Origin of the sequence: Rossellomorea aquimaris, from assembly GCF_003315075.1 — a bacterium.
Taxonomy (GTDB): domain Bacteria; phylum Bacillota; class Bacilli; order Bacillales; family Bacillaceae_B; genus Rossellomorea; species Rossellomorea aquimaris_C.
On the sequence record NZ_QNRJ01000003.1, the window covers coordinates 51,065 to 64,512 of the forward strand.

The 13,448-nt window shown below is 42.6% G+C and carries 16 protein-coding genes; 11 read left to right on the forward strand and 5 right to left on the reverse strand.

What is annotated here, in order from left to right; all coding sequences use genetic code 11:
• Positions 1-334 precede the first annotated feature (334 nt).
• From DET59_RS04980 to DET59_RS04995, 4 genes are all read left to right on the forward strand, one after another.
• Entirely contained in the window at positions 335-901 is a 567-nt protein-coding gene (locus DET59_RS04980; RefSeq protein WP_113968514.1) for a thioredoxin family protein, read from the forward strand.
• A 181-nt stretch (positions 902-1,082) separates the two neighbouring features.
• Positions 1,083-1,463, forward strand: coding sequence for a helix-turn-helix domain-containing protein (locus tag DET59_RS04985; RefSeq protein WP_113968515.1), 381 nt, complete (start codon positions 1,083-1,085; stop codon positions 1,461-1,463).
• A gap of 345 nt (positions 1,464-1,808) precedes the next feature.
• Positions 1,809-2,576 carry a class I SAM-dependent methyltransferase gene (locus DET59_RS04990; RefSeq protein WP_113968516.1) on the forward strand — a complete coding sequence of 256 codons (768 nt, stop codon included), beginning with the start codon at positions 1,809-1,811 and terminating at the stop codon, positions 2,574-2,576.
• Positions 2,577-2,590: 14 nt separating this feature from the next.
• Complete coding sequence (locus tag DET59_RS04995) at positions 2,591-3,388, forward strand: arylamine N-acetyltransferase (RefSeq protein WP_258549573.1); 798 nt, start codon at positions 2,591-2,593, stop codon at positions 3,386-3,388.
• 47 nt (positions 3,389-3,435) lie between these two features.
• Here DET59_RS04995 and DET59_RS05000 read toward each other — a convergent pair whose 3' ends face one another.
• The gene (locus tag DET59_RS05000; protein WP_113968517.1) at positions 3,436-3,891 is read right to left on the reverse strand and encodes a DUF2269 family protein; all 456 of its coding nucleotides are present in this window, start codon (positions 3,889-3,891) and stop codon (positions 3,436-3,438) included.
• A gap of 277 nt (positions 3,892-4,168) precedes the next feature.
• Here DET59_RS05000 and DET59_RS05005 point away from each other — a divergent pair, with 277 nt between their 5' ends.
• Complete coding sequence (locus DET59_RS05005; protein ID WP_113968518.1) at positions 4,169-5,083, forward strand: diacylglycerol kinase; 915 nt, start codon at positions 4,169-4,171, stop codon at positions 5,081-5,083.
• Positions 5,084-5,128: 45 nt separating this feature from the next.
• Here the strand turns inward: DET59_RS05005 and DET59_RS05010 are convergent, their stop codons facing one another.
• Positions 5,129-5,479, reverse strand: a complete 351-nt coding sequence (locus tag DET59_RS05010) for a hypothetical protein (protein WP_113968519.1) — start codon at positions 5,477-5,479, stop codon at positions 5,129-5,131.
• A 239-nt stretch (positions 5,480-5,718) separates the two neighbouring features.
• Here DET59_RS05010 and DET59_RS05015 point away from each other — a divergent pair, with 239 nt between their 5' ends.
• From DET59_RS05015 to DET59_RS05035, 5 genes are all read left to right on the forward strand, one after another.
• Positions 5,719-6,024 carry an antibiotic biosynthesis monooxygenase family protein gene (locus DET59_RS05015; protein ID WP_113968520.1) on the forward strand — a complete coding sequence of 102 codons (306 nt, stop codon included), beginning with the start codon at positions 5,719-5,721 and terminating at the stop codon, positions 6,022-6,024.
• Positions 6,024-6,395: a hypothetical protein gene (locus DET59_RS05020; RefSeq protein ID WP_113968521.1), complete on the forward strand. Its 372-nt coding sequence runs from the start codon at positions 6,024-6,026 to the stop codon at positions 6,393-6,395. Before DET59_RS05015 ends, DET59_RS05020 begins: the two co-directional genes overlap by 1 nt.
• Positions 6,396-6,533: 138 nt before the next feature.
• Positions 6,534-7,910: a 23S rRNA (uracil(1939)-C(5))-methyltransferase RlmD gene (gene rlmD / locus DET59_RS05025; RefSeq protein ID WP_113968522.1), complete on the forward strand. Its 1,377-nt coding sequence runs from the start codon at positions 6,534-6,536 to the stop codon at positions 7,908-7,910.
• Between the two features lie 16 nt (positions 7,911-7,926).
• Positions 7,927-8,157: an excisionase family DNA-binding protein gene (locus tag DET59_RS05030; RefSeq protein ID WP_113968523.1), complete on the forward strand. Its 231-nt coding sequence runs from the start codon at positions 7,927-7,929 to the stop codon at positions 8,155-8,157.
• A gap of 36 nt (positions 8,158-8,193) precedes the next feature.
• On the forward strand, positions 8,194-8,388 hold the full coding sequence (locus tag DET59_RS05035) for a YwbE family protein (protein ID WP_044339059.1): 195 nt from the start codon (positions 8,194-8,196) through the stop codon (positions 8,386-8,388).
• Between the two features lie 177 nt (positions 8,389-8,565).
• Here DET59_RS05035 and DET59_RS05040 read toward each other — a convergent pair whose 3' ends face one another.
• From DET59_RS05040 to pxpB, 3 genes are all read right to left on the reverse strand, one after another.
• Complete coding sequence (locus tag DET59_RS05040; protein WP_113968773.1) at positions 8,566-9,708, reverse strand: NRAMP family divalent metal transporter; 1,143 nt, start codon at positions 9,706-9,708, stop codon at positions 8,566-8,568.
• A 75-nt stretch (positions 9,709-9,783) separates the two neighbouring features.
• Positions 9,784-10,788 carry a 5-oxoprolinase subunit C family protein gene (locus DET59_RS05045; protein ID WP_113968524.1) on the reverse strand — a complete coding sequence of 335 codons (1,005 nt, stop codon included), beginning with the start codon at positions 10,786-10,788 and terminating at the stop codon, positions 9,784-9,786.
• Complete coding sequence (gene pxpB, locus DET59_RS05050) at positions 10,785-11,504, reverse strand: 5-oxoprolinase subunit PxpB (protein ID WP_113968525.1); 720 nt, start codon at positions 11,502-11,504, stop codon at positions 10,785-10,787. The genes DET59_RS05045 and pxpB overlap by 4 nt, the downstream gene beginning before the upstream one ends.
• Positions 11,505-12,055: 551 nt before the next feature.
• Between pxpB and DET59_RS05055 the strand changes: the two genes are divergently transcribed.
• Positions 12,056-13,249 (forward strand): MFS transporter, encoded by a 1,194-nt coding sequence (locus DET59_RS05055; RefSeq protein ID WP_258549574.1) that lies wholly within the window; start codon positions 12,056-12,058, stop codon positions 13,247-13,249.
• The last annotated feature ends 199 nt before the right edge of the window (positions 13,250-13,448 follow it).

Below are 13,448 nucleotides of genomic sequence, written 5' to 3' on the forward strand. Positions count from 1 at the left end.
AGGAAAGATGTATGAAAGATATTTCTCTTCGCATACTTATCTATTTCCCTCCCCCTCTGGAAAGAAAGCCTGAGGAGTAGCAGTATGCTATTCCTTTTTTTTTGGTTGCAGAGTGATAATAGAAGGAGTTCATAAGAACCTGTAAACCTGTCCATTATGGTGCTTTTCTTATATTATATTCCTACAGGCATAATCGTACAATTGAAATTTTGAATAGAATATAAAGTATATTTTCCTTGTGGAATACGACAAACATGAATATGCTATAAAGAGAAATTAAGAGAAATGTTGTACGTGCTTCACTGGAATGTGTGGCGCTGGAGGAGGAAAAAACATGAACTTAGAACAATGGTTCAGTAAAGGGATGACACCTGAAGATTACTTGGAATATATGAGTGTACATAAAGAAAATACCGAAGCGATCAAGAAAAACTTTACGATTCCACCCGAAGACATAGAGGTATTGAATAAACTTGGAGAACACTCTTTACGAGTGATTGCCATCACGGAGGATTGGTGTGGGGATGCCATGCTGAATATCCCCATTTTGTTAAAAGTGGCAAAATCCGCTGACATGGACGTTCGCATGATTTTACGGGACGAAAACCTTGAACTGATGGATCAATACTTAACGAATGGCACATCGAGAGCGATTCCCATTTTTATTTTCATCGATCGTGATGGGAATGAGAAGCTTGTATGGGGTCCAAGAGCTCCGATGGTAAAGAAAATCGTGGATGACGAACGAGCGAAGCTGCCCCCGAAGGATCATGAGCTTTTCCCGGAAAAGCAGAAGGAAATGATTCAACGCTTAACTTCTCAATATACGAAAGACCAAGAAGTATGGCAGGAAGTATATGAAAGCCTGAAAACGAGTCTTGTACAGAATGTGCTGATGTAAAACGAAACGAATAGTAGAAGACATCCGGTCGGTTCCTGGAGTCTTCTTTTTTTAGGGCATGATGCCCTCACACTCACTCAAAATTGAATGGTAAAAAGTACCCGTCGGCATGGGATTTTTTGCCGGTTCACGAATGACGGAATTCGCGTTAATATGGTAGAGGATGAGGAGCTGAAGCATCATGATTCACCAAAAGACAAACACAATTGTGATAGAAGCGCTAAATAAATTTCCCCATAAAATTCACATAAAATTGGGAGAAATCCTGCGCGAAAGAGGATTGACACAAGGCGATCTTCATCGCTTAACAGGGTTGAGAGTGGCTACGATTAATGAGCTAGTGAATTTCAAGAAGAAATCCTTAACGGTGGCTCATCTTGTTTCCATTATGATCGCCCTTAGAATTACAGACATTCGTGATCTCATCGAAGTGGAATTTGATCAAGAAGTTCAAGACTACTTCAATGAAGAAAATCAACGAATGAGAAATGGATTCACTCCAGACCTGACAAAAACCGCTGAACAAAACGTAAAGCGAATCGCAGCTGGAGCAAACAACTAAACATCATCACATCTCAAACGGTCATTTCTGATGACCGTTTTTTTTTTAGGTTAGGGACGGACCTCCGTTTCTTATTCGTTTTCCCTTCTCAAATGATAGAAATATAATATAACTCAAGGTTTATAACCAGGCAAAACAGGATAATCCCTTAAAGTAAGAGTTTATTTAGAAGATTTTTAATTATTACGATATAAAAATCGTCAAGGTCCGTCCCTGGCAGGAGTTTTGGGACAGGGTACAGAATGTAGTAGGTATGGTGTTGTTGGCAGGGTTTTGTGATGGAGTTGACATGAAATCGTAATGCTCATTTGAGGGAAATTCAATTATGATAGGGGAAGAGAGTATATGGAAGTTAATTTTGGTCATGTGACCTCTCGTTATGCTGCGTCTGGTGAGGATATTCCGCATCAATTTTTTGATACATTAAAGGTGAGGGGAATTGTGTGGGAAGGAAGGAAGGTAGCTGAAATTGGGTCGGGTACCGGTGCTTTGACACGAAAGCTGCACAAGCGTGGAGCAGAAGTGATCGGGGTCGAGCCGTCCATTGAGCTCAGGAAAGCTGCCAAGGCATTAGAGAGCAAGCAATACTTGGACATCCCATATCTTACAGGTACAGCTGAATCTACGAATCTGCCGGATCAGTACTATGATATCACGATGATTCACAGAAGCTGGCATTTATTCGACCGTCCAAAGGCGATCAGCGAAATGAAGCGGATATTGAAGGAAAAAGGGACGTTCATTGTGAGTGATTCAAGCTTCGTTCGGGATCATGAAGTGGCAAAGGATACAATGACGTTTTTAAATGAATATATAGATATGACTCCCGCGGGATCAGGGAATCAATTGAATGGATTTCCTGTCGAATGGCTGTTAGAATGGCAGGAAGCTGACTTTAACTTGAAAGACTTTTACACATTTTATTACGCAGTCGACTTTACGTTACAGTCCTGGTGTGAGCGGGTAGGCTCCTTATCTTGGTTCTCTCATTTAGAGGATAGTGAGAAAGAGGGATTACTCCAATCATTACATACGTTCCTGTCCGGGCGTTACGATCCTATTCGTGAGTTTACTCTTCAGCACCAGTTTACAGTCTGCCTGATGAAAAAGTAGAAAGAGTGATCGGATTGGAAGCAGTAAAAAAATATGTAAACTATTTAAATATGGATAAAGAGCCGCCTACATTGAACTATTTGCAACGACTTATCGGGCAGCATTTGATCAGGATTCCTTATGAGACCTTTAGTAAATTCTATTACTTTTCTCAAGGTGAATCCTTTGTGCCTTCCTTGCACACTTTCGCAGAGAATCTCCACTCTAAAGGGTGGGGAGGCACCTGTTTTACATTAAACATCAACTTTGGAAGACTGCTGAAACAGTTAGGCTTCCAGTGTCAGTTTGTCAGAGTGAAACCGGGTCATCTTGGATTAATGATTACCATCGATAATCGTAAGCTCTATGTGGATGTTGGATATGGATCCCCGATCATGAAGCCTGTGGAGCTTGAAGCAAGGCAGAAGCATCTTCTTCACGGTTTCGGGGAAGAAATCATTTTTACCCAGAAAGACATTCGTGAATTTGAAGTGGATCGACGTTCAAATGGCAAATCCTTTGTAAAAAAAACCATAGAGTGGATCCCGTTAGAGGAAGAAGAATTAGAGTCCGATATAGAAGCATCCTACTTGGATTCTGATGATAACATTACAATGAGAAGAATCACCGCAGTCCGCTTCCAGGGCAATCAGTGCTACTTTCTTCGCAATCAGACCTTGAAAGTGATGACCTACCGAAACATCCGTGAATATCAAATGAAAGATTTTGATAAGTGGAAAGATATCGTCGGGGAAGTCTACCACTTTGATGCATCATCCCTGCAGGAGTCCATCCAGTTTTTGCAACAACGGAATATCAAGCTGTTCCCATAGACCGTCTGGAATATCGTGTTGATATTCTGGATGGTTTTTTTATATATTTAAGGTTTCATAATCATAAATATGAATAGTAGAATTCCGAGAGTGGACGCCATATAAAAGTACCGGTCAATTTTCACTAAATAACGTTGGATTTCTTCGGGTGGGGCCCCTGTAAGGTGTTCATTCTCCGGTAAGGATATCCATTCGTTGATTTTTTTAGAGACGGGTGTGATGAAGCCGATGACAATGATTTGAATGAAAACATAAAGTAGGACAGACCCCAGAATCCACAGTTGTGCAAAGCTGCCATAGTCCCCTATATAAAAAAGGATGAACCCCGTTAACATGGCAATGCTTCCGCCAATTTTAGGGAAGTACTCCAATCGTTTATTCAAATCCGTCGTAACCTTTAATTGTTCAATGGTTTTGTCCGGCCTGGTCAAAACATGAGCAAAGAATGTAGGCCCAACCCCTATAATGGCAGACAGCACATGTAAAAGAATCAACCATTCCATCTGAGCACCTCCATGATGAGTAATCTATAAACATTACGAATGGGAGTGCCGATTTATGTATTTTTTATTACAACAATAGGGGGGAAGTGCTTTACAAATTTCATTTTTCATTAGATTTTTCCAGCGAAAAGAGTTATGATATTGACCGGTAGACGCTTTATAATAAATAACCTGCGGAATAAAAATTGCATGAATAAAAATAATAAGTATATGATGTTAAAAGATGGAATATAAAAGGACGAGTCTTAGGAATTAATACAGATTAGGATGATGGGATATGAAACGAGCAAGAATTATTTATAATCCTACTTCTGGTCGAGAGCTCTTCAAAAAGCACCTTGCAGAAGTATTAATCAAATTAGAACAAGCAGGATATGAAACCTCCGTTCACGCAACCATTTGCGAGGGGGATGCCACTGAAGCGGCACGAATTGCTGTAGAACGTAAATACGATATTGTTGTCGCTGCCGGTGGAGACGGCACGTTAAATGAGGTAGTTAACGGATTAGCCGAACAGGATTACCGACCAAAGCTTGGAATCGTTCCAATGGGGACAACGAATGACTTCGCACGGGCTCTTCACATTCCAAAGGATATTGGATCAGCCATTGATGTCATCACAAAGGGTGAAACCATTCCTGTCGATATCGGGCGCATGAATGAACGCTACTTCATTAACATCGCCGGTGGAGGAAGAATAACCGAATTGACCTATGAAGTGCCGAGCAAGCTTAAGACGATGATGGGGCAGCTGGCCTACTATTTAAAAGGGATTGAAATGCTCCCATCCATCAAGCCGACGGACGTTTCCATCGAGTATGATGGAAAGCTGTTTGAAGGGGAAGCAATGCTGTTCCTGATCGGTTTAACCAACTCAGTAGGTGGCTTTGAAAGGTTGGCTCCGGATGCGTCAATCAATGATGGCTTATTCTCGCTTTTGATTTTAAAGAAGACAAATTTGGCCGAGTTTATCCGCATTGCGACATTGGCCGTTCGAGGTGAGCATGTAAATGATCCCAACGTCATTTACACACAGGCCAATCGAATCAAGATCAAAGCAAAAGAAAAGGTGCAGCTGAATGTAGATGGTGAGCTGGGAGGAGTCCTTCCTGCAGAATTTGAAAACCTTTACCGCCATTTGCAGGTATTTGTCCCTCTTGATAAAATCCGCCCGGAAGATAAAGCTGAATGATGAAAAGGAATGCCATTTGGGGTAATGGCATTCCTTTTTTTATTCTCAATTTACTAACAAGAACACGCTAAATGACAATGGGAAACCAATCAGAAAGCCCCATCCGATCTGTTGCTTATGCCGGAACGGAACTTTTCTCACGATCCATGACAAAATGTGGGCGATGATTACAAATGCAAAGACCCATATCAATTGTCCGACCACAAACACAAATAGATAAGCCAGTATGGATTCTTTATTTAATAAAAGGGAAATCCCGAATCCAAAGGTCAAGGTTAAAAATGTGACTGCAATGAATATGTAGGGTAGCCACCATCTTCTTGACTTGAGAGCAAATAACACCCCAAGAAAAACATTCCCTACCAGGATAAGGTTGACTAAGAAGTCCGGGTTCATGTTTATCTACCTTCTTTTCTAGAATTGTTGCACATACCATTTTACCCTTTCTTCAGCGCATAAAACGAGGTAAGTTTTAACAACCCGACTGGGAAATGTAAAGTCATGAAACCCCTTATGGCTTGAGAGTGTCATATAGTGAACGTTTGTTAAATTTTGTATTCCCTCTCACTTAGTGACTATGTTACAGTGGATTAAAAGTATGTCGGACATATAGTGCCACTGGAAGGGTGAATTCAATGTATATCGTACATTCAACATTTGTAGTTCCTGATGAGAAGGCGGATGAAGTGATTTCAATCTACCATTCCCGTTCAGGTTTAGTAGACGAAGCGGAAGGGTTTCAGCGATTCCTCCTCTTACAAAATGAGAAAAAGCCGGGAGAAATAACGGTTCATATGGAATGGGATTCGAAGGAGCACTTCATGACGTGGGTGCAAAGTGAGGACTATAAACGGATTCACGAACTGGAGAAGAAATATCCGGATCAGGAGCTCGCCTCGATCATTCCATCGATTGATCGCTTTAAGGTGGTGGCGTACTGATGGAAAATAAGTATAAGAGTGTCATAGATGAAGCAGTTGAAAGATTGTACGAACGATACCCTGAATTAGCAGTAAAGTACGGTGAGGTCGGACGAAAGAAATGCTACGAAGACAATGTTCACCACTTTAACTATCTGGAATCGGCATCTGAAGTCGCGCAATCAAACGTTTTTTCTGACTATGCCCTTTGGTTGAACAGTGTGCTGGTGAGCAGAGGTATGAAATCAGATCACCTCATTGATAATTTCAAATGTATCATCGAATCTCTTGAAATGAGCAGTGTTGAAAAGGGTGAAGACTTCAAACTTTATCTCAATGAAGCAATCAAGTCCATTCAAAAGGCAGATCGTGAAAACATGCCGGCAAACTAAACGATAAAAGCATCGAGCCACAGAGGTCGATGTGTTTTTTATATAGAGAGGGACGGACCTCCATTCATTTCATTCTCCAACTCCATTTATGGTACAATCAGTAGAGTCTTAAAAAGGAATTCGTAAAGGAAGATATACGTGAGTAAAAAAGCACCAGTTCAAAAAAATGATTATATAGATGAAGCGGTATTTGAAGACTTAACCCATGATGGGAATGGCGTGATGAAGGTTGATGGCTATCCGTTATTCGTTCCAAATGCCCTGCCAGGTGAGGAAGGGAAGGTTAAAGTCGTGAAACCGGGTAAAGGCTATGGATTTGGTCGACTGACAGAGCGAACCAAGGAAAGTCCGTTTCGCCAGGAGCCTCCATGTCCGATCTACAAAGAATGCGGTGGCTGCCAAATTCAGCACATGACCTATGAAGGACAGCTGCAGGCAAAAGGGAAAAATGTCAGCGATGTCATGCAGCGTATCGGAAAGCTTCATGACGTATTAGTTCACCCGGTTTTGGGAATGAAAGAACCATGGCGCTACCGCAATAAAGCCCAAGTACCTGTAGGGGAAAAAGACGGGCGCTTTGTTGCCGGCTTCTATCAAAAACGAAGCCATGAAATCATCGATATGGACAAATGTATCATCCAGTATGAAAAAAATGATGAAGTGATTCAGCATGTGAAGGATATATGCGAGAAACTGGAGGTCCGTCCCTATGATGAGAAGAATCATAAAGGGACCCTGCGTCATATTATGACCCGGACGGCTTATACGACGGGTGAAGTGATGGTCGTATTGGTCACTCGTACGCCGGAGCTTCCCTATAAGAATGCAATCATCGATGCTCTTGTCGAGAATATTGAAGGATTGAAATCGATTGTTCACAACGTGAATCCTAAGAAAACAAATGTGATCATGGGTGATTACACACGCGTCCTGTGGGGGGAAGAAGTAATCCATGACTATATCGGGGACGTGAAGTTTGCGATCTCGGCAAGATCCTTCTACCAGGTGAATCCTGAACAAACGAAGGTGCTTTATGATAAAGCATTGGAATATGCTGATTTACAAGGAGAAGAAACGGTCATTGATGCGTATTGCGGGATTGGAACGATATCCTTATTCCTTGCCCAAAAGGCAAAGAAGGTGTATGGAGTTGAAATCGTCCCACAGGCGATAGAAGATGCGAAGAAGAATGCAGAGTTGAATGATATGACCAATGTAGAGTTTGAAGCAGGACCTGCAGAAGTCGTCATTCCCACCTGGTATAAAGATGGAATCAGAGCCGACGTCCTGGTAGTGGATCCTCCACGGAAGGGCTGCGATGAAGCGCTTCTGAATACCATCCTGTCCATGAAACCGAAGCGCGTTGTCTATGTATCCTGTAACCTTGCGACACTTGCCCGCGACCTAAGAATTCTAGAGGATGGCGGGTACAAGACAACCGAGGTCCAGCCTGTTGATATGTTTCCGCAAACGATGCACTGTGAAGCCGTTGCGAAGATTGAGTTAGTAGAATAAGCGAGGAAGAAAGCCGATGTATCTCACAATTAAAGAAACAGCCGAATATCTGTCACTGCCGGAATCGTATATTGAGAGCCTCATTCAGCAAAATAAAATACGGGCGGTCCACGACGGAGATCAATATTTATTATACCGGGACCAATTCAATCAGCATCTGGAGCAAATGGAAAAAATGAAGCGTCAGCTTGCAGATTACCTAAGTGAACCGATTCCGGAAGATATCGATGTGAAGGATGAAGACTAGTCTTTCGGAAATCACCTAATGAAACGAGGAAATACAATGAGCGGACAACAACGTTCCAATATTAAACAAGGTCTTGAAGTGGATATCGTCCTGAAAAAAGACCAAAGAACAAACAAACTGACACGCGGGATTGTAAAAGATATTTTAACCAATTCACCGAATCATCCCCATGGCATTAAAGTCCGGTTAGAAGATGGACAAGTTGGGCGAGTGAAGAATATTATCCAGTAGTGTAAGGAGAGAGGCCTTTGGTGGCCTCTTTTTTTATCTCTGGGTTATTTTGGCGCCAGGACAAAAGTGTAGATCGGTGCCTGGCACCAATCAAAGGCACCAAACAAGTCTCCGCCATCGAATCCCATAAACAAAAAGGACCTCGATCCGTTATGGATCGAGGTCCTTCTTTTACACTTAACTAAACAATTGAGGAATGCCTTTGATTAACGCGTATACACCCATGTAGGACATGGCCACGACAATCAACGCACCGAAAATGGTCATCCAGATCGGGTGCTTGTAATCACCGACGATTTTGGTTTTATGAGCGGCGATCAGCATAACTCCCAATGCTATTGGCAAAATCAATCCATTAAGTGCACCAACGAGGATTAAAATCGCGACAGGCTTACCTACAACGACGAATACTAGTGTTGAAACGGTAATGAATCCTACGATTAGCCACTTATGATATTTCTCGAGAAGTGGGCTGAACGTTCGAATGAAGGAAACCGATGTATAGGCAGCGCCCACAACGGATGAAACAGCAGCGGACCACATGACGATCCCGAACATCTTGTACCCAATATCACCGGCAGCCAGTTGGAATACGGAGGCTGGCGGGTTGGAAGGGTCCAACTGCAGACCTTGTGACACAATTCCTAAAGCCGCAAGGAAAAGGAAGATTCGCATGATGGACGCGATACCGATTGCGGATACTGAGCTTTTCGTGATTTCAGGAAGTGCTTGTTTCCCTGTTATTCCAGCTTCTAGTAACCGGTGACCACCGGCGAATGTGATATATCCACCAACGGTTCCGCCTACAAGCGTAATGATGGCCAGAAAATCAATGGTGTCTGGTGCAAATGTTTTCGCAACAGCTTCTCCTACAGGAGGATTTGCTGTAAACATCACGTACACCGTAAGCATAATCATGAGTAACCCGAGGATCTGGGCGAACTTGTCCATTAATCTACCGGCTTCTTTCACCAGGAAGATTCCTACTGCGACAATTCCACTGAATAATGCGCCCATTTCAGGCGAAATACCAAACAGGACATTCGTACCTAATCCAGCTCCGGCGATATTTCCAATGTTAAAGGCCAATCCGCCCAGCACGATTAGGATGGCAAGGAAGTAACCTAATCCCGGCAAGGCATCGTTGGCAATATCCTGAGCCCTTTTTTCAGAAATGGCAATGATGCGCCATATATTAAGCTGGGCACCAATATCAATGAGGATCGAAACAAGGATGACGAAACCAAAGCTTGCCGCCAGGGTTTGAGTAAATACGGTCGTTTGAGTCAGGAAGCCTGGTCCGATGGCGGATGTGGCCATTAAGAACGCAGCCCCTAACAATACACTGAAATTTGATTTTTTTTTCTTCAAGAAGTTCGCTCCTTTGCTGTCATGTCATGAGTTGAATTTCAAGGCAACACCTTGTTTTAAATGCCTTACTTGTCGTTCACGATCTATGTAGAGTTCCTGGGCTTTTTCATGAGAAACCATTGTAAAGGTCAACTCTTCTCCTGGCTTTGCTTGAGCAATCAGAGGAAGATCCACTGATGCGATTTGACCGATTCTTGGATAGCCTCCCATCGTTTGCCGATCCGCTAACAGAACAATAGGCTTCCCATTCGAAGGAACCTGAATCGTCCCAAAGGCAACCGCTTCTGAAATCATATCAAAATCCTTCTCGAGATGGAGGGACGGACCTTCCAAACGGTAGCCCATTCGATCTGATTGAGCCGACACCTTAAAGGGTTCATTGAAGAAGTGTTCCCGGCTTTCTGGTGAAAATAGATCGTACTCGGCTCCCGGTATCACTCGGATGGTTTTTTTCTGTTGATATGCCGAGATGAATTCAGATGAGATGGACCAATCGATTTCTGTAAAATCATTGTCCTCTAAAAAGGGAAGTAAATATTCGATAATATTTTCAGATTCTTTCTTAATCGTTCCTGGTTCAAGGTGGTCACCTTCTTTTAAGGAGCGCCCATTCAATCCTCCAATCCCTGCCCTTACGTAAGTTGATTTGCTGTTCATCACCGTTTCTACATTGAATCCACCTGCGATCGCAAGGTAACTGCGGCATCCACTCTTGCATGCTCCGAATTTGAGAACACTTCCAGCTTTGATCAATAGTGATCTTCTTAAAGGAACCGGCTTCCCGTCAATGGTTGGAGATAAGTCTCCTCCGCAAATGGAAATAAGTGTGGTTTCCCGGAACTCAAGCATTGGACCCATAAGTGTCATTTCAAGAGTAGCCTCGTTTTCATCATTCCCTACAAGCAGATTAGAGATTTTATGAGCGAGAGGATCCATACTCCCACTGACGATGACACCATATTTTTGATAGCCATACCTTCCCAGGTCCTGAATCGTTGAAAGGAGACCCGGTTTCATTACATTAATCATTGTTCCTCCTCCAATGCTTTATATTCTTCAAATGAAATGGGGGTGAAACGAATTCGATCTCCTGCTTCTAGTAAGCTTGGTGAGTCGTCGTTAGTTGGTTTGAATAATTTTAAGGGGGTACGGCCAATCAGCTGCCATCCCCCCGGTGTTTCAATCGGGTAAACGCCTGTTTGTTCCCCGGCAATCCCAACGGAGCCTGCCGGGATTTTGAGGCGGGGTGATTCTCTTCTCGGTGTCGCAATATCCGGGGACATGCCTCCTATATAAGGGAATCCCGGGGCAAATCCAATCATGTATACGAGGTAATCACCATTGGAATGTTTCGCGATGACTTCTTCAGTAGACATGTGATTGTGGTTCGCGACTTCTTCAAGGTCTGGTCCAAATTCTCCACCGTAGCAGACGGGGATGTCGACGATTCGCGAATCTGATTGTTCACCGAATGTAAGTTGGGAAAGCATATGTTCAATTTCTGAACAGACAATCGTGTACGGTAATGTATTCTGAAAAGGTTTGTGAGATTCGATGATTTTGATCGGATCGTAATAAAGTGTGACGGTTGTAAATGCCGGGATGATTTCCACAAGCCATTCGATTGTCCGGGTTTCAAAAAAGGTGGTGACGGTTTTGACCATTTCGTGTGTTTCTTGCTGAATTGAGTTCCCTAATTGTATAACGATGGCATGATCGCCTAGGGGTCGTAACGAATAATTCAAAGAACTACCTCCAGTCGTGTATGTATGTTTATAAAAAATAGAAAATATTTATGTATGATTAGGCGTGCAAATAAGATTATTCAGAAATTTACGCCATGTTGTTATTATAGTATAATTCTTTGTCTTTTCAATAAAAGGTTGGGAATTAGATGGTTCTTCAAAGAATCATGGTGTGTGTGGATATGGTTAGTTTGCCCATTTTTTTGGCTCATTCGAGTGAAACGTTCGTTTCACTCGCCTTTCAGCTGGTGCTGAAAGGCCGGGGAGAGAAGGACAACCCAAGGAGCAAATGAATTTGCTCCTTGGGTTGTCCTTCTCTCCCCGGAATGAGCCAAAAAAAAGTTAGTACTAATATCCCTTTATATACCTGAATTCAATCGTATAAATCCTTCAATTTTCACTTCGCAATATTTGTAAAAAACTAGCATGTTTTCGCCGGTTTTAAATCGTATCGCATTTGTGTTTTATGTGCTATTATTTAGTAATCCGAAATATTATCCTCCTGAATGTATTGGGAGGATTATTGATAGATGGTGAAAGGGGGTTTTCTGATGGATAAGGTAAAGGATCCTTTATGGACGAGGTCTTTTATTATGCTGATGGTAGGAAACTTGTTTGTGTTTATGTCGTTTCAAATGCTGATACCGACGCTTCCGCCTTATATAAAGTCGATCGGGGCTTCAGGGTTGGAAATTGGATTAGTGACGACGTTATTTTCGATAGGGGCAGTGTTAAGCAGGCCTTTCATTGGGTTTATGTTGGAGTATAGGGACAGGAAACCTCTCGTTCTGATAGGCGGGGTCTCGTTATTGTTGATTACGGTGATTTATCCATTGTCCAGTGTGGTCTTCATCTTTCTTTTATTCCGGTTTGTACACGGATTGGCATGGGGATGGTCCACAACGGTGAATGGGACGGCAGCCGTGGATGTGGTGCCTAAATCCCGCTTAGGTGAAGGGATGGGGTATTACGGATTGTCGATTACGATCGGAATGATTATAGCTCCGAGTCTCGGGATTTATTTATTCCAGGTAACGACGTTCACGAACCTGATCATTACTTCCAGCGCACTGGGTGTCATCGCGGCTATCTTGTTAGGTGTCGTTCATTACCGTACACCTCCAGTCGTCAAAGAAACGAAAAAGGAAGACTTGAAATTTTCATACCTGGGTTCATTAGTTGAAAAATCCAGCTGGTTTCCAGCGTTCATTACGATAATGGTGACCTTTGGCTACGGGTCGATCGTTACCTTTATCGTCATCTTTGGGGAAGAACGTGGAATCCAGCATATCTTCTTATTCTATTTATGCAATGCAATCATGGCGTCCCTATCAAGACCGATTGCCGGGAAATGGTTTGATGAACGCGGACCTAAGGGGCTTGTTCTCTTTTGTATCGTGATTACCTTTATCGGTATGTGGGTATTATCCTATGCCCATTCTGATTTCCTCATCATCGTATCAGGTATTTTGTTTGGAGTTGGATTTGGATCTCTTATTCCAACACTCCAATCCTGGACTTTGTCATTAACTCCTGACAATAGAAGGGGAGTAGCCAATGGAATGTTTTTCTCTTCCATTGATCTTGGAATCGGCTTAAGCGGCTTAGTATTCGGAGTGCTTGCACAATATGTTGAGACGGGTGTTTTATTCCAAATTTCAAGCTTATTCCTGCTCATTGCTTTAGTTGTAGCGATACTTGAGGGGCGCAAACAAAAAAAGTTTGTTCACCAGACATCCGCCTAGTTTGATGGCTGAACAATGGTGGTAAGTAAAAAGGACTATCTGTTTTTGAAGGCGCAAGCAGCCTTTAGTAACGGATAGTCCTTTCTTCTGTAATGGAAGTGATCCCTATGAATCACGGCAGAAAGTATCAATCGGAAATTGAAAAGGAAATGAAATTTTATCCCAAGGAAATTCTGTTAGAATGATAGAAATAGACTAG